The 21,955-nt window shown below is 59.4% G+C and carries 13 protein-coding genes; 6 read left to right on the forward strand and 7 right to left on the reverse strand.

Annotation, left to right across the window (positions count from 1 at the left end; translation table 11 throughout):
* Positions 1-64: 64 nt before the first annotated feature.
* Positions 65-4,039, reverse strand: coding sequence for an RCC1 domain-containing protein (locus JWU58_RS14985; protein WP_206420410.1), 3,975 nt, complete (start codon positions 4,037-4,039; stop codon positions 65-67).
* Positions 4,040-4,303: 264 nt separating this feature from the next.
* Here JWU58_RS14985 and JWU58_RS14990 point away from each other — a divergent pair, with 264 nt between their 5' ends.
* The 4 genes from JWU58_RS14990 (at position 4,304) to JWU58_RS15005 (ending at position 10,183) form a co-directional block, all read left to right on the forward strand.
* Positions 4,304-5,731 carry a sigma-54 interaction domain-containing protein gene (locus JWU58_RS14990; RefSeq protein ID WP_024012755.1) on the forward strand — a complete coding sequence of 476 codons (1,428 nt, stop codon included), beginning with the start codon at positions 4,304-4,306 and terminating at the stop codon, positions 5,729-5,731.
* Positions 5,732-5,996: 265 nt separating this feature from the next.
* Complete coding sequence (locus JWU58_RS14995) at positions 5,997-7,388, forward strand: GntP family permease (RefSeq protein ID WP_122610516.1); 1,392 nt, start codon at positions 5,997-5,999, stop codon at positions 7,386-7,388.
* A 7-nt stretch (positions 7,389-7,395) separates the two neighbouring features.
* Entirely contained in the window at positions 7,396-8,169 is a 774-nt protein-coding gene (hbdH, locus tag JWU58_RS15000; RefSeq protein WP_206420412.1) for a 3-hydroxybutyrate dehydrogenase, read from the forward strand.
* 58 nt (positions 8,170-8,227) lie between these two features.
* On the forward strand, positions 8,228-10,183 hold the full coding sequence (locus JWU58_RS15005) for an acetoacetate--CoA ligase (RefSeq protein WP_206420414.1): 1,956 nt from the start codon (positions 8,228-8,230) through the stop codon (positions 10,181-10,183).
* A gap of 48 nt (positions 10,184-10,231) precedes the next feature.
* On the opposite strand, the gene JWU58_RS15010 is transcribed toward JWU58_RS15005, so the two are convergent.
* The gene (locus tag JWU58_RS15010; RefSeq protein WP_206420415.1) at positions 10,232-13,990 is read right to left on the reverse strand and encodes a hypothetical protein; all 3,759 of its coding nucleotides are present in this window, start codon (positions 13,988-13,990) and stop codon (positions 10,232-10,234) included.
* A 134-nt stretch (positions 13,991-14,124) separates the two neighbouring features.
* Positions 14,125-15,234 carry a PilT/PilU family type 4a pilus ATPase gene (locus JWU58_RS15015; protein ID WP_071172264.1) on the reverse strand — a complete coding sequence of 370 codons (1,110 nt, stop codon included), beginning with the start codon at positions 15,232-15,234 and terminating at the stop codon, positions 14,125-14,127.
* A gap of 109 nt (positions 15,235-15,343) precedes the next feature.
* On the opposite strand from JWU58_RS15015, the gene JWU58_RS15020 reads away from it, so the two are divergent.
* Complete coding sequence (locus tag JWU58_RS15020) at positions 15,344-17,893, forward strand: PAS domain-containing hybrid sensor histidine kinase/response regulator (RefSeq protein ID WP_206420423.1); 2,550 nt, start codon at positions 15,344-15,346, stop codon at positions 17,891-17,893.
* A 40-nt stretch (positions 17,894-17,933) separates the two neighbouring features.
* The gene (locus JWU58_RS15025; protein ID WP_007912322.1) at positions 17,934-18,209 is read left to right on the forward strand and encodes a peptidylprolyl isomerase; all 276 of its coding nucleotides are present in this window, start codon (positions 17,934-17,936) and stop codon (positions 18,207-18,209) included.
* Between the two features lie 110 nt (positions 18,210-18,319).
* Here the strand turns inward: JWU58_RS15025 and kdgK are convergent, their stop codons facing one another.
* The 4 genes from kdgK to JWU58_RS15045 form a co-directional block, all read right to left on the reverse strand.
* Positions 18,320-19,240 (reverse strand): 2-dehydro-3-deoxygluconokinase, encoded by a 921-nt coding sequence (kdgK, locus tag JWU58_RS15030; RefSeq protein ID WP_125926822.1) that lies wholly within the window; start codon positions 19,238-19,240, stop codon positions 18,320-18,322.
* Between the two features lie 134 nt (positions 19,241-19,374).
* The gene (locus tag JWU58_RS15035) at positions 19,375-20,589 is read right to left on the reverse strand and encodes an amino acid deaminase (protein ID WP_206420424.1); all 1,215 of its coding nucleotides are present in this window, start codon (positions 20,587-20,589) and stop codon (positions 19,375-19,377) included.
* Positions 20,590-20,627: 38 nt separating this feature from the next.
* Positions 20,628-21,392 carry an IclR family transcriptional regulator gene (locus JWU58_RS15040; RefSeq protein WP_016774498.1) on the reverse strand — a complete coding sequence of 255 codons (765 nt, stop codon included), beginning with the start codon at positions 21,390-21,392 and terminating at the stop codon, positions 20,628-20,630.
* Positions 21,393-21,550: 158 nt separating this feature from the next.
* Positions 21,551-21,940 carry a RidA family protein gene (locus JWU58_RS15045; protein WP_016774497.1) on the reverse strand — a complete coding sequence of 130 codons (390 nt, stop codon included), beginning with the start codon at positions 21,938-21,940 and terminating at the stop codon, positions 21,551-21,553.
* Between the last annotated feature and the right edge of the window lie 15 nt (positions 21,941-21,955).

Raw genomic sequence — 21,955 nt, forward strand, 5'->3', positions numbered from 1 at the left:
CCTCAAAGTCGGAAAGTCGAGCATCGGCTGCACGGGCGATGCGCGTTGGAAAGGTCGCCAGGTTTTATGGGGACTCGGCCGCTTCGTGCGCCTCGACACTCGCCCCTTCCATTGCGGTAACGGTGCCATCGACATAGGAAACGAATCCGTTGAGGCCGCTCGCGCCACCGATACCCGTCGCTTGCCCCCAAGTGACGACACGTTTGTCGGATGTCAACGCAATGAAACCGTGGGAGTTGGTGTAGATGGCCACGACGTTGATCAACTGGGCGGCCACGGCTGAGGTATCACCGCCAAGCGTTGCGTTACCCCAGGCGAAGACCCGACCATCAGCGCACAGCACTGCAAAGGCATGAGAAGTGCCGACCACCTGGATGGCATTGGTCAAAGCGGCAATGTGAGCGGGCACCACACCGGCAGGTGCGACCCCCCAGGCGGCCACACGATTGTTCTCCGTGATACCGGCAAACGCCTGCCAGGTGGACGCCACATCGACGAAGCGCAACGCGGCAATACCAGGGAAACTGGCGAGATTGCCGCCATAGCCAGCCTCACCCCAGGCGACCACGTTCTTTCCGGTGGTCAGCGCCACAAACGCCCGGGCATTGGCACAACAAAGCCTTTGAATATCGGTGCGGTTGGCGATATCGGCGGGAAGCGTGCCACCGAAGGCCGTTACACCGAACGCGAACAGCCGCTTGGTCTGGGTAATGCCCGCATATGCCTGGTACGAGCAGATCACGCGGTCGACGTTGGTCACTCCCGGAACCGGGTTTGCCACGACACCTGCCCCCCATGCCACGATGCTGCCATCGGTCCGTTCAGCACAGAACGACAAACCGCCATTGAACACCCGTCTGATGTTGCTCAAGCCGCCCGTCGGCAACGTGCCGCCATAGCTCGCGTTGCCCCAGGCACGTACATCACCCGTTGTCGTCAGACCGGCAAATGCGTAACTGTTACTGGCGATTGTCGCGAACCCGCTGGGGCTGACGTTGCCCATATTGGCACCGCTACCGGCTTCACCAAACGGCAGCGCGACACCGTCCTGAGTGAGCGCGACGAAAGCGCCACCGGAACAGAAGACGTTTCTGACATTTTCCTGAATCAAATACACCGGCGGGATGCTGCCGCCATAGGAACCATTGCCAAAACTGGCGAGATCGCGCCCCCCCATTGCCCCGCCGGCCGACACCCGAGCATCACGTATCACCACAACCGCGGCGGCACCACTCACGTTGGAATCGACACCATTGCCGCAGACATTGACCGGATTGAGGGTGACCTGCTCGACAGCAGAGCGCACCTGCAACGCCCGTGACGACGCAGTATCGATAAACTGAGTGGCCGCTACCCAGGCGGCATCGCCGGCATAGCGCCACTCCGACAGCATCGGTTGCAGCGTCTGCGCATTGAGCGCCCACATCAGGCACGGCGCACTGGAAGATCGGTAGGTGTTGGAGTTATGTCGCGCGCCCATGACCTTCAATCGGCCCGAGCCAATCACCCGACGGACATCGAAATTCTTGAACGCTGAAGACTCATCAGGACCACCAGCCGCACGCCTAATCGTGTAGCTCAAGGTGAAACTTTCGCCGTTTTTCGAGTCTATGAAAGGCCGCGAAATACGCATGATCAGTTCCCGGCCTTCATCCGTTCGCAGTATATTCCTGACGATCGGGGCCGCGCCGCTGGGCATGAGGGTAACAACGTCCCCTTCCTTGAGTTGCGCCGTCACACCGATCCGCGCGCTGGCGCCTTCGGCGGGCACATCGTCGGGGTTTATCTGATCACGATTGGCGCCGGTTGCCTCACTGATCGCCGGCAGCGGCAATACCGCGCGCTGGACACTCAATATCAGAACATCAGAGCTTTGCTCGCCACCGCCGTCGCGCTCAACGGTGTAGGAAACCCTGATGCCCAGATCCTGATTGGCCAGCACATAACGCTGCGGAACCTGGTGGGTGAAAGGCTTGCCATCGCCATTGAAGGAGATCGGCTCCTCCCACGCATAGTCGCCGTCCTGCGCATCGCCGTTCCAGCATAACTTGATGTAATCACCGAATTTCAACTCGGCATCGATCACCACCGAAGCCCCTCGCAGAGCCGTATCTATCGGGTTCAAGACACCGGCCTCGCTCGCCTCCAGCACTTTTGGCGCGGGCAGCGGCTGCTTCGAACTCGCGCCGATCGCCACCTGCGTATTGGCGCCGAAACGCTCGGTGCCTGAGCCGTTGGTAGGCTCGACCGAATAGCCGATGGTCAGGTTGTAGCCCACATGTTCCTTGAGAAAGTCCTGCGAAAGAAAAAACGAAACCGGGATGTCGAGATCACGATCATTGATGTCCACCGAATCGTCATAGCGTTGCGGGTCCTGAGGGTTGTCAGACTGATACCAGAGATAAACCGTCTGCCCTTTCATGTCTTTGAACGGTGGAACCTGCACCTCGGCATCGGCGAAGGGTGGCAGTTTTTCGGGATCAAGCACACCGTCAACCGCACACACGACGATGGCTGCCTGCAAGTCCGGCTTGGGCTCGCCAACCCTCACGGAGTGGCGCAGCGATTCGGCGGCCAGCGGATCGTCGATGCTGGTGCCGACCTTGTAATGAACCTCGAGTGCACCGCCATCGATTTTCGCCAGGTAGGGCGCCGACATTGGAAATGTCATGTCGCGCGCAGCCTGCGAACTGCTGATACGCCGCCCACTGTCGTACAGGTGTTCCACACCGCCTGGTGCAGTTCCCCGCGCATAAAAATGCAGCCAGGCCTGAGCCGAAATCCCGGCATGGGGCGAAACGATGCCGGTGGCGGCGTTGGCAGGATCGACGACAACGCCGTTGATCGGCAGGATTTTAGGTGCCGGCAGGTTGACCGCACTGCCCTTGAGCCACACCGTGGTTCGGCTTGATCGACGGGTCTCACCGGTGCTTTTGCTGGTCAGCTCATAGCGGACGTAGATGTGCTCCCGAGCCAGTTGCATCACTGTAGTGTTGGGCACAAAAAAGCGCACGGTGCTGTTGATCTGAGTGACGGGTTTGATCTCGCTGAAGACCTCGGCCTCGACACCGCCCTTGATTGTCGAAACCCACAGCCTGACGCTATCGCCGATCTCGAAGGTCACCGGGCGCGTGACCACGTCAGCCTGAATGTCTTTGCTACCCAGCGTGGCAAGGTCGTAGAACAGTTCACCGGTGTCTGGATCGACTTGCACGGCATCGAGAATCACCGGGCGCAGGAGATCCGAGGTCACTTCGCTGTACACGCTTGTGCGCAGCGACCAGTCGCTGGCGCGGTTGTGCACTTCGTCGATGGGGCGGTAGATAAAAATCTGGTCGCCGTTACCGGCCTTCAGAATGACGTCGACCGGGATCTTGCCCTGGATTTCTTTCCCGACCTGCTCCATCGTCACGGTGTGATAAAAGAGCACGCCGCCAAAGCTCAGGGGCACGATGTCGAACTGACGAACGTTTGGATAGGCCGGAATAGCCCATTGCACGCCGTCAACGGACTCCGCCAGCTGGCGAGTAATACCTCCCGCCGGCACGTTGAGCAGGCGTGGCGCCAGCAAACGATAGTGCCCGGGACGATCCGGCTCCGGATCCGGCCCCCCAGGCATCAGAAACCGGATCAACACATCCAGCGGCGTAGAGCGCCCGTAGTTCTGGCTCTTGCGGATGACTTCGTAATGAAGAGTTTGAAAGCCCGGCTTGAGCAAATGCCCCGGCAGGAAAACATGAGACGTTTCATCCTCCTGCCCCGCCGCCAAATTGAATGACAGCAATTCGGTCGCATCGATGCTGCTGAGAATGACGATGTGGTCGCCCTTTTCCGCATTGAGGTACGGATAGACATTAACCAGCAAACCCTCGGCATTGGATGTACACATGCTGCGGTTTACGCCAAAGCGATTGGCGTTAGGCGTGCCGTCCGCATCGTGGATGCCCGGAATTTGTCCGGGAATAAAAAGTGGGACTAGCGTCAGAATGTTCGCATCCTGTACAGAAATATCTTCTGGCAACATCTCTTCCTTCATCATTGCATGTCTCCTTGATGCGCTGGGGCGCTGGATCGGGATCCTGCCTTCTGGCGCCGGGTAGAAGCATTAGGCGACTGAGGTTCATTCTCCGCAACTGTCAGAAATTACAGGTAGGCACACTTTCCGGACGAACGGTCGAGAGCCGATTTGTGGGCTTTTAAAAGGGCCAATCACTGACACCAGATGATCATGTAGCAATCCATCGGCATAATGACTCGCGCTATCCGACGGCGCCGACAGACTTCATCAACCTTGGAATACAGGATGAACACCACCGAAAGCCTCAAGGACTACCAACGGGTGCGCACCCTGGCGATCCGTTCGCTGTTCGAGATCATCGAGCAATCCAGTGAGGGCACGGTGATTGTTGACCGCGATGCGAATATCGTCTGGATGAACGAACGCTACGCCCGGCGCTTCGGTCTCGATTCAGCGGCAGGCGCTATCGGCAAACCCTGCGAAAGCGTGATCCCCGGCAGCCTGCTGCGCGAGGTGGTACGCACCGGTCGGCCGATTCTGCTGGACATGCAGGACACGCCAAAGGAACCGCTGGTGGTGATGCGCCTGCCGATCCACGACGATGCCGGCAGCGTGATCGGCGCCATCGGTTTTGCCCTGTTCGACGAGTTGCGCACGCTGTCGCCGATGCTCAAGCGCTACTTGAGCATGCAGGAAGAACTCGCCTCGACCCGCTCGCTGCTACGTGCGCGGCAGACCAAATACAACTTCGCCCACTTCATCGGTACCAGCGCTGCCAGCCTTGAAGTCAAACGCCGCGCCAGGCGCAGTGCCAGCGCTGATTCGCCGGTTTTGCTGCTGGGGGAAACCGGCACAGGTAAAGAGTTGCTTGCCCAAGCGATTCACAGCGCCTCACCACGCGCGCACAAAGCCTTCGTCAGCATCAACAGCGCGGCAATTCCCGAGGCGCTGCTGGAAGCCGAATTTTTCGGTACGGCACCCGGCGCCTTTACCGGCGCCGACCGCAAGGGCCGCACTGGTAAATTACAAATCGCTCAGGGTGGCACGCTGTTTCTCGATGAGATCGGCGATATGCCGCTGCCGCTACAAAGCAAACTGCTGCGCGTGTTGCAGGAAAAAGAATTCGAACCGGTCGGCTCCAATGAAGTGATTCAAAGCGATGTGCGGGTAATCGCCGCGACGTCGACGGATTTGCAGGCGGCGATCAAGCGCGGCGAATTTCGCGCCGATTTGTACTACCGCCTCAACGTACTGCCAATCCAGGTGCCGCCGCTGCGTGAACGTCTCGATGATCTGCCGGCGCTGAGCGAGGCGATTCTCGAAGAACTGCGCAGCCAGCATGAACTGCACCGCGACGCGCTGGCGTTGCTCGGCCAGCATGCCTGGCCGGGCAACATCCGTGAGTTGCGCAATGTGCTGGAGCGGGCGGCGTTGCTCAGTGATGATCTGATCCTGACCGAGCAGGATATTCGCGGCGCGATTGGCACCTTTACTCCGGTTGAGCGAACGTCCGAGCCGAGCATGCAAGCCTCCGCTGGGGAGACATTTGCACAGGCGCGGGCGCGGTTTGATCGGCAGTTGATCGAGTCGACCCTGGCGCAATGCGCGGGGAAAGTGCCGGAGGCGGCGGTTCGGCTGGGGCTGGGGCGGTCGACGCTGTACAAGAAAATGGCTGCGCTGGGGATTGCAGAGTCTACATATAGAGACATCTGATCTCCATTTTAAGACTAGAGCAAAAGCTTCGCGAGCAGGCTCGCTCCCACAGGGGAATGCATGACCAATGTGGGAGCGAGCCTGCTCGCGAAGGCGACGGCCCATTCAAAGAAAATCTCAATTAAGAGACAAAAACAGCTCCCAGAACGCGACTCTGATCTAATTTCCTTATATTTCAAACAGTTAGAAGATTGGCACAAATCTCGCTAACCCACTCTCCACACCCGTTCCACCCACAAAAATAACAATCCTGGAGAGACACACCATGAGTGTGATCATTGCCTTGGCAGCCCTGACGCTGCTGATGCTCGCCGCCTACCGTGGCTACAGCGTCATCCTCTTTGCCCCGATCGCCGCCCTCGGCGCGGTCCTGCTCACCGATCCGTCCGCCGTTGCCCCTGCGTTCACCGGGGTGTTCATGGACAAGATGGTCGGTTTCATCAAGCTCTATTTCCCGGTATTCCTGCTCGGCGCGGTGTTCGGCAAGCTCATCGAATTGTCCGGTTTCTCACGCTCGATCGTGGCCGCTGCGATTCGCTTGCTCGGGACTAAACAAGCGATGCTGGTGATCGTGCTGGTCTGCGCCCTGCTGACTTATGGCGGCGTGTCGTTGTTCGTCGTTGTCTTCGCTGTTTACCCGTTTGCAGCGGAGATGTTCCGCCAGAGCAATATTCCCAAACGTCTGATCCCGGCGACCATTGCCCTCGGTGCATTCTCGTTCACCATGGACGCCCTGCCCGGCACGCCGCAGATCCAGAACATCATCCCCAGCACCTTCTTCAACACCACCGCATGGGCGGCGCCGTGGCTGGGGGTGATCGGCACGATTTTCGTGTTCTGCGCCGGCATGCTGTTTCTGCAGCGCCAACGCAACAAGGCGCAACGTGCCGGCGAAGGTTACGGCACTGAACTGCGCAACGAACCGGAAACCGCCGAAGACCTGAAGCTGCCCAACCCGTGGATTGCCCTGTCGCCATTGCTGGCCGTGGGCATCATGAACCTGCTCTTCACCCAGTGGATTCCGCAGTGGTACGGCAAGACCCACAGCCTGGCACTGCCGGGCATGGCCGCGCCGGTCACTACCGAAATCGCCAAGCTCACGGCGATCTGGGCGGTGCAGGCGGCGTTGCTGGTCGGCATCCTCTTGGTCCTGGCGTTCGGCTTCAAGGCGATCAAAAGCAAGCTCGCCGAAGGCAGCAAAAGTGCGGTCAGCGGTGCGTTGCTCGCGGCGATGAACACCGCGTCTGAATACGGCTTTGGTGCGGTAATCGCTTCGCTGCCGGGGTTCCTGGTGCTGGCCGACTGGCTCAAGCAGATTCCCAATCCGTTGGTCAACGAAGCGATCACCGTGACACTGCTCGCCGGCATTACCGGATCGGCGTCGGGCGGCATGAGCATTGCGCTGGCGGCGATGTCCGAGCAGTTCATCAGTGCAGCGCACGCGGCGAATATTCCGCTGGAAGTGCTGCACCGCGTGGCCGCGATGGCCAGTGGCGGCATGGACACCCTGCCGCACAACGGCGCGGTAATCACGTTGCTGGCGGTGACCGGGCTGACCCACCGCGAAGCCTACAAAGACATTTTCTGTATTACGCTGATCAAGACCCTGGCGGTTTTCGTGGTGATCGGCACTTTCTACGCCACTGGCATTGTGTGAGGTATTCATGACCACTCTTTCCGGCAAGACAGCGTTGGTAACCGGCTCCACCAGCGGCATCGGCCTGGGTATCGCGCTGACTCTCGCGAAAGCGGGCGCCAACCTGATTCTCAATGGCTTCGGCGACGCCTCGAAGGTGATCACCGACGTCGCTCAGTACGGCGGCAAGGTCGGCCATCACCCCGCCGATGTCAGCGACCCGGCGCAGATTGCCGACATGGTCGCCTACGCCGAGCGCGAGTTTGGCGGCGTCGACATTCTGGTCAACAACGCCGGCATTCAGCACGTTGCGGCCGTAGAAGAGTTTCCTGTTGAGCGCTGGGATTCGATCATCGCGATCAACCTGTCATCGGTATTTCACAGCACGCGGTTGAGCCTGCCGGGCATGCGCCGCAAGAATTGGGGGCGCATCATCAATATCGCCTCGGTGCACGGCCAGGTCGGCTCCACCGGCAAAGCCGCGTACGTCGCCGCCAAGCATGGCGTGATCGGTCTGACCAAAGTGGTCGGGCTGGAAACCGCGACCAGCAACGTCACCTGCAACGCGATCTGTCCGGGTTGGGTGTTGACGCCGCTGGTGCAGAAGCAGATCGATGATCGCGCGGCCAAGGGTGTCGATCCGCAGCAGGCGCAGCATGATCTGCTGGCGGAAAAACAGCCGTCGCTGGAGTTCGTTACACCGCAGCATCTGGGTGAGCTGGTGCTGTTCTTGTGCAGTGAAGCCGGCAGCCAGGTGCGCGGCGCGGCGTGGAATATTGATGGTGGCTGGCTGGCGCAATAAACACCTGGCCATTGTGGGAGCGAGCCAGCTCGCGAATCCGATAAGAAGAGGCAAACCCATGTCCGACATCCTCTGGCAACCCGACGCCCAGCGTATCGCCGGTTCGCGTATGGACGTTTTCCGGCGCGAAATCAATCAGCGGCATTCGCTTAAGCTCGACGACTTCCCTGCCCTGCACCAATGGAGCATCGATCAGCGCCCGGCGTTCTGGCAGGCGATCGTCGATTTCTTCGACATCCGCTTTCACACCCAGCCAGGCGCCGTCTTGCGTGAAGGTGCAGAGATGCCCAGCGCCGAGTGGTTTCCGGGCGCGACGCTGAACTTTGCCGAACACCTGCTGCGCCGCCGCGACGATGCCGTGGCGGTGGTTGCTGTGGCGGAAAACGGCCAGCGCGAACAACTGACCTGGGCCGAACTGGCCGAACACGTCGCCGGTTTTCAGGCGAGCCTGCGCGCAACAGGCGTTGGCCGGGGTGATCGCGTGGCGGCGTGCATGCCCAACACCTGGCAAACCCTGGTGGCGATGTTGGCCACCACCAGCCTCGGCGCGATCTGGTCCTGCTCGTCGCCGGACTTCGGCACCCACGGCGTGATCGATCGCTTTGGCCAGATCGAACCGAAAGTGCTGCTCACCTGTGCCGGTTATCAATACGCCGGAAAAATCCTGGATCAGACCGCCAAGCTCAACGAAATCCTGGCACAACTGCCGTCACTGCAGCAGTTGATCATCGTCCCGTACGCCCGTCCGCAAGCGCGCATCGAGGATTATCAAAGCCACGCTGATGTCTGCTTGTGGGAGGATTTTTATCAACCCGGCGGCGAACCGGATTTCACCCCGGTGCCGTTCAATCATCCGCTCTACGTGCTGTACTCCAGCGGCACCACTGGCGTGCCGAAATGCATCGTCCACAGCACCAGCGGTGTGCTGCTGCAACACGTCAAGGAACATGGTTTGCACTGCGACCTCGGTCCCGGTGACCGCTTGTTCTACTACACGACCTGCGGCTGGATGATGTGGAACTGGCTGGTTTCGGCGCTCGCGGTTGGCAGCGCCGTGGTGCTCTACGACGGCTCGCCGTTTTATCCGGACCATCAGCGCTTGCTCGATCTGATCGACGATGAACGCATCAGCGTGTTTGGCACCAGTCCGAAATTCCTCGCGACGCTGGAAAGCAGCGGCGCCAGGCCCCGCTCAAGTCATGACTTGAGCAGTTTGAAAACCCTGCTGTGCACGGGCTCGGCGCTGTCCCCGCAAAGCTACGATTTCGTTTACCGCGACTTCAAAACCGATGTGTGCCTGGCTTCAATGTCCGGTGGTACCGACATCGTTTCGTGCTTCGTCAATGGCAACCCGCTGTCAGCGGTACGTCGCGGAGAAATCATGGGCAAGAGCCTGGGCATGGCCGTCGAGGTGTGGAACGACGCTGGCCAACCGGTGATCGGCGAGAAAGGTGAGCTGGTCTGCACGCGGCATTTCCCGGCGATGCCGATCGGCTTGTGGAATGACCCCGACGGCTCAAAACTCCGCCAGTCCTACTTCAGCCTGTTCCCGGGCGTCTGGGCACAAGGTGATTACGCCGAACAGTTGCCCCACGGCGCGACGATGATCCATGGCCGCTCGGATGCGGTGTTGAACCCGGGCGGCGTGCGCATCGGCACGGCGGAAATCTATCGGCAGGTCGAGAAAATCACCGAGGTACTGGACAGCGTCGCCATCGGTCAGCAGTGGCAGGATGATGTGCGGGTCGTGCTGTTCGTGCGTCTGCGCGATGGTGTCGAACTCGATCAAGGGCTCGAACAGCGAATCCGCGAAGTGATCCGCGCCAATACCACGCCGAGACATGTCCCGGCGCGGATTGTTGCAGTGACGGACATACCGCGCACCATCAGCGGCAAAGTCGTGGAGCTGGCGGTGCGTGATGTCGTGCATGGAAGGCCGGTAAAAAACACCGATGCACTGGCCAATCCCGAAGCGCTGGAGCAGTTTCAGGACCGGCCGGAACTGGCTGATTGAAACCGGCACTGACGCCCTCATCCGACAGGCTGGCGGCAGTGCTTTTCATCAACGAGGTTTGTTCAAGGTAATGACCACCGGCTCGCCAATCGCCCGGCCCGCGCTGGCCTCGAGCGCACTGTCAAGAACAGTCATGTTTTGATCGAAAGTGACCTCGTCAGTGATCAGTTGACTCAGCAATGAGGTGAGCAGCGTGAGCGAGTCGGCGTTTTCGAAGGCTCTGGACGGCGCATGACAGTCAGTGCCGCTCTGCGACTGCGCCAGGCAACCTGCCCCCAGATTGAGCAAAACGGACACATCCAGCTGCTGTCCGCTGTCACTGGCATGCACGGCGTCGGTGGCATAACCGACATCGTCGGTTTGTGCGCTGGCGTGGAACAGCTCATGAATCAGGTCGTCGGCGATCACATCGTGGTTCAGACCCATGCTGACGAAGTGTCGATTGAAGTTTTTCGTGTAGACCTCAACAAACGCTATAGCGCAATCACCGCTCGAACCTGCGTCTTTCCAGCGCTGGTAATTGTTTGCATCGAACGATGCTAGGGTGTCGTTGATCTTGAGGCCGTCGAGAACCATGTTGCTCAAGGAGAAACCGGCGAAATCGAAGCGGATCAAACGCAAGTAGTTCACCAGCCGATCAGTGGACACCTGAGAAGCATCGCCGAACACGATCTTCATCAGCGCGTCGCGATCGCGTTTGAAATCATGACGGTTGAAGATTTCCAATGCGTTGTCGATCTTGGCCCGTGCACGGGGCAGGCTTTGCTCGATGAACTTGCGCGTGTAACTGAGCGGCAACGTGCGCGGCGAAGCAGGCAGCTGCAAGGGGGCCTGATACACAAAACCCTCCAGAGACTTGCCCCACAAGTTGCCGCGTCGATTCAGCGAGTACCATTTGTCACCACTGCGCGCGGCCAGCACGGCGACGGCTTCATGCGTAGCCCCGCGTGGCCGCCAGCTACCCAACCCGAATTGCGCGTTATCGGCCGCTTCAAGCAGATCATAGGATTGCCGGCGACCGCTGATCCTGTGCAATTGACCCCTGGCCAGGGTAATCAGGTCATGAGTGTTCTTGTTGAACCGCAGCAGGCCCTTGTGTACCAGTTTACTGCCCGCCTGCAGACCAGAGGGCACACCGTCGAAGGGATTGAAAAGCGAGATGGCCGAAGTAAACGCCAGCCGGGTGAAACGCGCGGCCTTGGCAGTAGTGGAAATGGCCCTGGTGGAAATACTCAGCGCCTTCGAGCTGGCGCCAGCCACTGTTCCCACCAGGCCGATGCCGTCCATCAAACATCCGTAAACCCCGTCCACCATCTTGTTGTGTTCGCCCGAGGCGATGTCCTCGATGCATTTTTTGAACGGCACCAACAGGTCGATGAAGTAAGTCAGCAAGCGTTCGCCCTCTTCCCGGGAGAGTTCGAGCGGCGTCGGTACACGCACAAGCTCTCTGAGCTCGGTTTTATTCAGGAACGGTCTGTTCTCAGCGAGAAACCCGGCGATGCGCACGATGTTAGGGTCGTTGAATTTCTGGTAGAACCCTGTCTGCAACCGCGCAGATTGCGCTGGTGCTTTCAGCGCGCCGAAGTAATCGATGATCGCCATACTGCTGCTGATCGAAGCGTCCTCGGCCGCGGCATGGGTATAGCGCCTGATGTTCAGCGGAACGCTCTGGGTCAGGGTGTTGCTCAGGGGCGTCGTCATATTGGCACTGGCGCTCATTCTTGAGCGTTGCTGAAGCTTTCTTTCCCGTCTGATGAAAGCACCCAGCGCATCATTCCTGCGGGTTTCTGCACGCGAAGTGAATAATTCATAACAAAGATCAGCGTCTTCATCAGACGTGTACATCACAACACCGAAGCGTCCCGTGGCGGCATCCCGGCTTTGTTGTGTTTCTTGTTCAAGCCCTAGATTCAAAGGTCCGCCGGCCCGGCGCGTAGTCACATAGGATGCCGATTCGCGCACGGTGAAAAAATGAACGTCGGCATTCATGAACACTTGCAGATCCGCTTCCGGCATGTGTGCCAACGCCAGCTTGATGGCAGACATCATGCCGCCGTTCACCGCTTCGAAATGCACGGCCAACTGACGATCCATTTCCTCGTCACAGGATTCAATCGTCAGCAGTCGCGGATAACGCTGATAAAGACTGAGACCCGCAGGGTTGTAGTTGATCGCAGGTTGCAGCAATCCGTTGACGATCAAACGTACGGTGCGCCTGTCCCACTGACCGGTGATCAGATCGCCCGATTGGTGCAGCTCGACCATGGACATGATTAGCTGTCCGCCTTTCTCGGACAGCGCCTTTTCATCCAGCGTGTCGCAGCCAGGTGCAGCTTTTCTCAATTGGCTTCGGGCAATTTCCGCTCGGTTGGGTAACGGTGTCGAAAATGCGCGGGCTAGCTGGGCGAATTGGTCTGCGTGGTGCTCAAACGCGTCAATCGCCCTTCGTGTACAGGTTTCTTCTGCCTGTTCGAGCTCGGCTCTGGAAATAATCCGGTTGAGCAACGCCCACTCCACGATCGGGTCGATCAGCGCCAGATCGCGCATATGCTTCTGCGCTTCACTGACCGGCTCCAGTTCGCCGTAAGCGATGATCTGTGCATAGGTCAATTCCCGCGAGGCCCCGGTCTTTACTGCCTCGACCAATACTACAGCGCGACAGAACTTGATCCAGGCGATCGACCCAAGTGTGACCTCTGTCGGAATTTTCCTGACCAGAAATTCGGGCGCGCTGCGTGCCAGGAGAAGATGAACCACCAACGGCGCCAATATCGGATCTACCCAGCGCTTGTTCCGCACAAACTCGGTGTACCCCTCGAGTATCTCTGATGGATGGCGCTCAAGATTGTCTGGCGAGTACAGGTCCCGCCGTTCGACCAGGTGGCGATGGCCGATCGATGGGTCCAGGTCGAGTAAAATCGCGGTCATCAACAATTGGCGGAGAATATTTTCGGAAAGCGTTTGCCCGTCATTCACCCCGTACCAATTCAGCTCTTTGATATAACTTCTGGCAAGATCCAGCGAAACTGGATAGGCGACAAATTCAAAGAGGCGCTGCGCCGCCGTTTCGTGAGATATATCCGCGCGCCCTGTGACGTTGTACAAGGCTGACAACAGCTTGCGCTTCGGCATCAATTTTGCGGTGACGCCACGAATATCTGCAAACTGCTCTTCGGATAACGCGTTGTGACTCTGCTCACTGGATTGAAAGTGATCCCAAAAAGCAACTGGCTCCCTGACCTCGGGTGAAAACTTGAACAAGCCGATCAAGTTACTGATCTTGGCCTTGGTGTCAGGCAGATCGATATCATGAAACTTGAACCACTGATCCAGGGTTACATCCAGATCGGGCCATACAAAACCGCCGGCGACTGCGGCAATGTCGGCGATGAGACTCACCGTCGAGCGCGTAGGTTGACTGTATTCAAAATACTGCGCCGCAACCAGATCTACCCAACCTCTGACGGCACGGACTTCCATCTTGCCTTCCGGCGTAATCCGAACCAGGCCGTTATGCTCGCGCGCCTCCTCTCGACCGATTGCACCAATGACCGGCCCGGTTTTCAGCAGCTCATTGAGCAGAAGTCTGCCGGGGTTATATATTTCATGCAGTGAAGAGCCTGGTTGCAACTCTACTTCACGCCCATACCAGTCTATATCGTGATCTTCGGTGTACTCATTCAATGCATCTTCCAGATGCCGAAGAACCATATCGCGCTCGGTAGCATCTGCCGCAGACCGATACTTCCATTCAGCCAGCGCAACTTTCGATGGCCGGAATACTTTATTTTTCTTAACTTCGTTCACAGCAAAACCTCATCAAACCAACTAGCTGACCATTCAGCGTGATGACGTTTTACCCAAACACATACAACCGAACCACGAGTCAATTATTAAGTGTTGTTGCCGTGCAAACACTCGATGCAATCGAAGACACCAAGTCAATCCATCAAACCCCACTCGCCGGGGCCTGTACTGTTAACACCTGCCTGATCGTGCTGAAGTTTGATTCGCAACTTCAAGTTATTCACCGAATCGGCATTCTTCAATGCTTCCTGCTCACTGATTGCACCTTCTGCAAACAGCGCAAACAGTGCCGCGTCAAATGTCTGCATACCGAGTCCGGTCGATTTTTCCATCATCGGCTTGAGCTCTTCGAACTGGCCGCGTCGGACCAGGTCAGCGATGGTCGGCGTACCCAGAAGAATTTCGACTGCCGCGCGCCTTTGGCCATCGACAGTGCGGAGCAGACGCTGCGAAACACAGGCTTTCAGGTTGTTGCCCAATGTCTGCAAAAGCTGTTCGCGCTTCTCCTCGGGAAACATATTGATGATTCGATCCAGCGCCTGATTGGCGTTGGTCGCATGCAGCGTCGACAACACAAGATGGCCGGTATCAGCGAATGACAGTGCATGCTCCATGGTTTCGCGGTCACGGATCTCACCAATCAATACAACATCCGGAGCCTGGCGCAGAGTGTTCTTCAAAGCCGCATGAAAGCTTCGGGTATCTACGCCGACTTCACGCTGATTGATGATCGAGCGCTTGTGCCGATGGATATATTCGATCGGGTCTTCGATCGTCACAATGTGTCCGGCACTGTGACGGTTGCGGTGATCGATGAGTGCCGCCAGCGAAGTCGACTTGCCTGAACTGGTCGCGCCGACAAAAAGAATCAGGCCACGTTTGAGCATCACCGTTTCCAGCAGCACCGGCGGCAGCTTCAGGTCTTCGAATCGCGGGATGTCGACCTTGACGTTGCGGATCACGATCGAAACGTCGTTGCGCTGCTTGAAAATGTTCACCCGGAACCGCCCGACGCCCGTTCGGGAGATTGCCAGGTTCATTTCCAGATCCCGGTCGAACTCCCGGCGCTGCTCGGCGTCCATCAGGGAGGTGGCGATAGCCGCGGTTTCGCCGGGTTTGAATGGCTGATCGCTGAGCGCTGTCAGCACGCCATCAATGCGCGCGCTCGGCGCTGCGCCGGTAGAGAGGAACAGATCCGAGCCGTTTTTTTGCGACAATATTGACAACAGTGCATCGATTTCCATGGCTGAAAGCACCCGCGAAGCATTGAATGAGCAAATTTGGCCGACGCTTGGCGCGGCTCCTGCAACAATGATAGACCCCGTCTCACCGAACCACGCTCAGGATTGAAACATGAATGCTGTATCCACCACCGATGACGCTCAGGCCCTGATTGCCCGCACCGACTGGAGCCGCAGCCCGCTGGGCGCCGCCGGCACCTGGCCGCAGAGCCTGCGCACGGCGGTGGACATCGTGATTCATTCGCCGATGCCGATGCTGCTGTTATGGGGTCCGCAACTCACGCAGATCTACAACAATGGCTTTGCCCTGCTCGCTGGCAGCAAGCATCCCGAAGCGTTCGGGCAGCCGACGCATGAGGTCTGGCCAGAGGTGCGGGATTTTGCCGAGCCGATATACCAAGCGGTGCTGCAGGGCCAGGTGCGCAGCTTCAGCGAGCAGCGGTTCAGCGTGCAGCGAGACGGCAAAAAAACCGATTTCTGGCTGGATCTGACCTACAGCCCGATTCGCGATGAAACCGCACAGGTGGCCGGGATTCTGATCACCGCCATCGAAACCAACGAGCGCCGACGCATTGCCCTGGAATTGCAGCGTCGTTCCGAAGAAAGCCTCAAGGCCCAGCGCCAGTCCGAGGAGCGTCTGCAACTGGCCCTCGCCGCCACCGACGCCGTCGGCACCTGGGATTGGGACATTGGCGAAGACCGTTTCATCGCCGATGCGCACTTCGCCGAACTGCACGGCGTCGATCCGGCCAGGGCCGGGCAGTTGCCGATCAGCGAATACATGCACGGGGTGCACCCCGAAGACCGCGCCATGGTCGCGCGCGGCATCAAGTACTGCATCACCCATGGCACCGAGTACGCCGAGGAATATCGCCTGTTGCAGGCCGATGGCACGCTGCGCTGGGTGTTCGCGCGCGGGCGTTGCTACAAGGATCATCATGGTCGGCCGATGCGCTTTCTCGGCGCGGCGCTGGACCTGACCGAACGCAAACATACGGAACAGGCGCTGCGTCAGAGCCAGACCGAACTTCAGCTGATCATCAACGCCATGCCGATCCTGATCAGCTATGTCGACGCCGAAGAACGCTTTCGCTTGAACAACGCAGCCTATCTGGACTGGTACGGCCTGACGCCGCAGGAGTTGTATGGGCGCACGATCCGCGAAGTCATCGGCGAAGAGGCGTATTTCCTGCGTGCGCCGTACATCGCCGAAGCACTGGCCGGGCGCTCCTGTTCCTTCAGTTTCTACACGCCGCACCGCGATGGCAGCACCCGTCATGCCCTCATGAATTATCTGCCGCGACATGGCGCAGACGGTGCAGTGAATGGCTTCTACATCTTTGTCATCGACGAAACCGAGCGCAAGAAAACCGAGGAAGCCCTGCGCAATCTCAACGAGACCCTCGAAGAGCGGGTCAGCGCGCGCACCGAGCAACTGGCGCAGGCCAACGAGCGTTTGCAGAACGAGATGTTCGAACGCGAGCGCGCCGAAGACGCCTTGCGCCACGCGCAGAAGATGGAAGCCGTCGGCCAGCTCACCGGCGGCATCGCCCACGACTTCAACAACATGCTCACCGGCATCATCGGCAGCCTGGATCTGATGCAGCGCTATATCGCCAACGGTCGCGCCGATGAGATTGGTCGCTTCACCGAGGCGGCCGTGTCGTCGGCCAACCGTGCGGCCGCGCTGACGCATCGCTTGCTGGCCTTCTCGCGGCGCCAGTCCTTGGATCGCAAGCAACTGCACGTCAACGAACTGGTGCATTCACTGGAAGACCTGATCCGCCGCACCAAGGGCGATGCCATCGAGCTGCAACTGCGCCTGCCAGAGGATTTGTGGCCGGTGAGTACCGACGTCAGCCAGCTGGAGAATGCCCTGCTCAATCTGGTGATCAATGCCCGCGATGCGATGCCCGAAGGCGGCACGTTGCTGATCCAGACCGCGAACGTGTATCTCGACAGCAGCGACACCACCATTCTCGAGCCGGTGAAGGCCGGGGAATACGTGATGCTCGCGGTCAGCGATAACGGCACCGGCATGACGCCGTCAATCCGTTCCAAAGCGTTCGATCCGTTCTTTACCACCAAACCGATCGGCCAAGGCACCGGGCTTGGGCTGTCGATGATTTACGGTTTCGCCCAGCAGTCCGGCGGTCACGTCAGCCTCGACAGTGTGCCGGGGCAAGGTACTTGCGTACGTCTGTACTTGCCGCGTTTGCTTGAGCCGACGCCCGAATCCTCGTCTGTGGAGAAAGCCGAACCGATTGCAGCTTCATCTTCAGGCGAGACCGCGATTGTGGTCGAGGATGATCCGGCAGTGCGCATGCTGGTGCTCGATCTGCTCAAGGAACTGGGCTACACAACCTTCGAAGCGGAAAACGCCACGAACGCCCTGCCCGTGCTCGAGTCCGTGCAACGCGTCGATCTGCTGGTCACTGATGTCGGGCTGCCGGGCATGAACGGTCGGCAGTTGGCGGAGATTGCTCGCCAGCATCGTCCGGGGCTTAAAGTGCTGTTCATGACCGGTTACGCGCAGATTGCTGCCGAGCGTCAGGGCTTCCTTGAAGAGGGCATGGACATGGTCGCCAAGCCCTTTGTCCTTGAAGTGCTGGCGAGCAAGATTCGCAAGTTGAGCAACCCGCCCCCGCGACTTGAGGCATAATCGCGCGCCCCGCTGTCACCCCGTTATCAGGTATTGCACGATGAAAGCCCAAGCCCGCCACATTCTGGTGAAAACTGCCGAAGAGGCCGAACAACTCAAACAGCGCATTGCCAAGGGCGAAGCGTTCGATGTGCTGGCGAAGAAATTTTCCACCTGCCCGTCCGGCAAACGCGGCGGCGACCTGGGCGAAGTGCGGCCGGGGCAGATGGTCGGCGCGATTGATGCGGTGATTTTCAAGAAGCCGCTGCGCACCGTGCATGGGCCGATCAAGAGCAAGTTTGGTTATCACCTGGTGCAGGTGTTTTATCGGGATTGATCGGCTGGCTGCCGGGCTTCTTCGCGAGCAGGCTCGCTCCCACATGTCGACCGCGTTGTGGGAGCGAGCCTGCTCGCGAACCGATTGCGCAGCAAGCGGCCATTCTCTGATTACCTGGGAATCAGCGCTCCAGGCACCTGTATCACCCGACTGGCCAATTCATGTCCCGCTTGCGCCGCCTCTGCCGGACTGCCGCCGAGCAGGCGCCTGGCCAGGTACGCCGCACTGAACGAATCCCCCGCCGCTGTGGTGTCGACAACCTTATCAACCTTGTGCGCCGGCACTTCAAACGCCTCACCATTGCAGCGAATCAGACACGCCTCGGCGCCGCGCTTGAGCACCACTTCCGGCGTGCCGATCTGTGCATACGTGGCAAACACCTCAGCGCAATCGGCAAACCCGAACAACGCCTGTTCGTCATCCACGGTGAGTAACGCCAGATCCACATATGGCAAGACGCTGCGATATGCCGCGCGCGCCTCTTCCACCGACGCCCACAGGCGCGGGCGGTAGTTGTTGTCGAAAACGATGCGTGCGCCGCGCTGTCTGGCTTCAATCAGGGTCTTGATCAGTCGGGCGCGGCCTTGCATTCCGAGTACGGCGAGGGTGATCCCACTGAAATACAGCACGTCGTAGTGCGGCAACGCCGCGAGGATCGGCTCGGCCGCAGGGGTGGTGAAGCAATCGCGTACCGCCGCTTCGTTGCGCCAGTACAGGAAACGCCGTTCGCCGTTGGCGTCGGTCTGGATGCAGTACAGACCGGGCAGCCGACCGGGCAAACGCTGCACCAGATCGAGGCCGATGCCTTCGCTGCGCCAGATCTGGCACATGGCGTCGCTGAAACTGTCATCGCCCAGCGCGGTGACGTAGTCGACTTGCGCCTTGTCGCCCAGCGCACGGGACAGGTACACCGCCGTGTTGAGGGTGTCGCCACCGAAGCTTTGCTGCAGACTACCGTCGGCGCGTTGTTGCAGTTCGATCATGCATTCGCCAATCAGGGCGATGCGTGGGGTGTTGCTGAGGATTTTCATCGGGTGGGATCTCGGGTGGTTCAGTGGTGGCTAAGCGGGCGTCTTCGCGAGCAGGCTCGCTCCCACAATGGAACGCATTGATCTTGTGGGAGCGAGCCTGCTCGCGAATAGCCGCCGCAACGCAATCTCAAGCCTTAGAAACAAGTCTCCATGGTCTCGATGACCGCCAACTGCTCATCCACCAGCAACCCAACACGCCATTTGTCAAACGTCAGGCATGGATGCGAAGTACCAAAGGAAATGATGTCGCCGACCCGCAGTTCTACACCTGGCGCCACGGTCATGAACGCATGCTGATCCATTACTGCCGTGACCTTGCACGCGCCGATATCATCCCCCGCCGCCGGCACCACGCCGGCCTTGTAGCGCAACAACGGCACCGGCAAACCGGCATCGAAGGCGACATCGCGCTTGCCCAGGGCGATCACCGCAAAACCCGGTTCCGGCAGCGACTGCACATGAGCCCAGACTTCCAGCGCCGGGCGCAGGCCTTCGTGCAGGTCGCTGCGACGGTCGAGCACGCAGCACTGCGCCTCTTTGTAGATGCCATGGTCGTGCGCCACGTAACTGCCCGGGCGCAACACACTGAGGAAGCGGCCGGCGGCGTTCTGGGTTTCGAAAGATTCGGCGATCAGGTCGTACCAGGCCGAACCCGACGCTGTGATGATCGGTCTGGCGATGGCAAAGGCGCCGCTGTCCTGTAGCTGCACCGCGAGACGAACCAGCGACGCGGCGAATTCGCGAATGCCACTGACCGCATGATCGCCATGAATTACGCCTTCGTAACCCTCAATACCGGTGAGGGCCAGTGCCGGTTGCGCATCGATGGCCTTGGCCAACTCGATGACTTCCTGCTCGCTGCGGCAACCGCAACGGCCGCCGACCACGCCGTATTCGATCATCACGTTGAGCTTCACTCCCCGCGAAGCGAAGTAACTCCCGAGGTCGGCGACGTTGTCGGGGTGATCGACCATGCAATGGAAATCGAACGTCGGATCGGCGAGCAGATCGGCAATCAACGCCATGTTCGGCGTACCGACCAACTGGTTGGCCATCAACACCCGGCGCACGCCGTGGGCATAAGCCGCGCGGGCCTGGGTGGCGCTGGCGAGGGTGATTCCCCAAGCGCCGGCGTCAAGCTGTCGTTTGAACAGTGCCGGGGTCATGCTGGTTTTGCCGTGGGGCGCCAGTTCGGCGCCGCTATCGCTGACAAATTTCTGCATCCAGCGAATGTTGTGCTCCAGCGCCTCGCGGTGCAGCACCAGCGCCGGCAGGCTGACGTCGCGGGTCAATTGCGCACCGATGGCGGCGTCGCCTTTTTCTACGGCAGAGTTGATGGCAGTGGTCATGGTCCAATCCTCACAGGCGCGGCCGCAGGCAGCCGCGGTTATTCGTTGATCCGCCGGGCGAGGCTGTTGGCGCTCTCGATCAGCACCCGGCGATAGTCGTTGTAATTGTTTTTCGCATCGGCGCGCGGGGCGACGATGCACAAAGTGCAAATGGCCACGCCCTGCGGGTCTTTGACCGGCGCGGCGAAGCAATGGGTGAAGGTGTCGGCGACGCTGTCGAAGGAGAAGAAGCCATCGCTGCCGGCCTGACGAATCTCCGCCAGAAAACGGTCCAGTGGCAGGCGTTCGCCGTCGGGCAGGATGTAGTCGTCTTCGTCGATCAGGTCGATGATCTGTTGATCGCTCAAATGCGCGAGCAATAGACGCCCGGACGCTGTCCATGGGATCGGCGCGTTTTCGCCAATATCGGAGGAAATGCGGAAATGCCGCTCGCCCTCTTTCATCAACGCCACGGTGTATTTGCGCCCGTTGAGCAGGCACATCTGCGCAGTTTCGCGGGTCTGGCTGACGATCTCTTGCAAGGCGTGATCGGCCTCGCGACTGAGGTCGAAATGCCGCAGATGCGCCTGGCCAAGGAAGTACAACTGGCGGCCAAGGTAGACGTGACCGTCCTTGCCCACCGGCTCGAGAATTCGCCGCTCCAGCAAGGATGCGACCAGTTCGTAGACCGTCGACTTCGGACTGCCGATGCCATTGGCGATGTCGTTGGGGCGCAGGGGCTGGCCGATTTCCTTGAGAAAATCGAGGATATCGAACGCCCGGTCCAGACCGCGTGCCCGGCGCTTGATGGTGTCTTCGGTCATGTCAGTGGTTTCCATTCAAAGTCGCCGGGAGTTTACAGCCAATGATCGTTCCCATGCTCCGCGTGGGAATGCCTCACCGGACGCTCCGCGTCCGCTTTTGGGACGCAGAGCGTCCCGGGCTGCATTCCCACGCAGAGCGTGGGAACGATCGGCGTGTATCAGGCCTTCTTCTTGTAGGCAATGCAGTCAATCTCAACCTTGCAATCAACCATCATGCTCGCCTGCACACAGGCGCGCGCCGGGGCGTGTTCGGGTTTGAAATACTCGGCGAAGACCTTGTTGAAACTGCTGAAATCCCGTGGATCGTCCAGCCAGACGCCGGCGCGAACCACGTCCTCAAGGCCATAACCAGCCTCTTCGAGAATGGCGATCAGGTTCTTCATGGTCTGGTGGGTCTGTTCGACGATGCCACCAACGATGATCTCGCCATCCACCGCCGGTACCTGGCCGGACACATGCAGCCAGCCATCCGCTTCAACTGCGCGGGCGAATGGACGAGGCTGGCCGCCGGCGGCGGTGCTGCCGGTGCCGTAACGCGTAATGCTCATGGGTGTTTCTCCTGA

Origin of the sequence: Pseudomonas atacamensis, from assembly GCF_017167965.1 — a bacterium.
Classification (GTDB): Bacteria; Pseudomonadota; Gammaproteobacteria; order Pseudomonadales; family Pseudomonadaceae; genus Aquipseudomonas; species Aquipseudomonas atacamensis.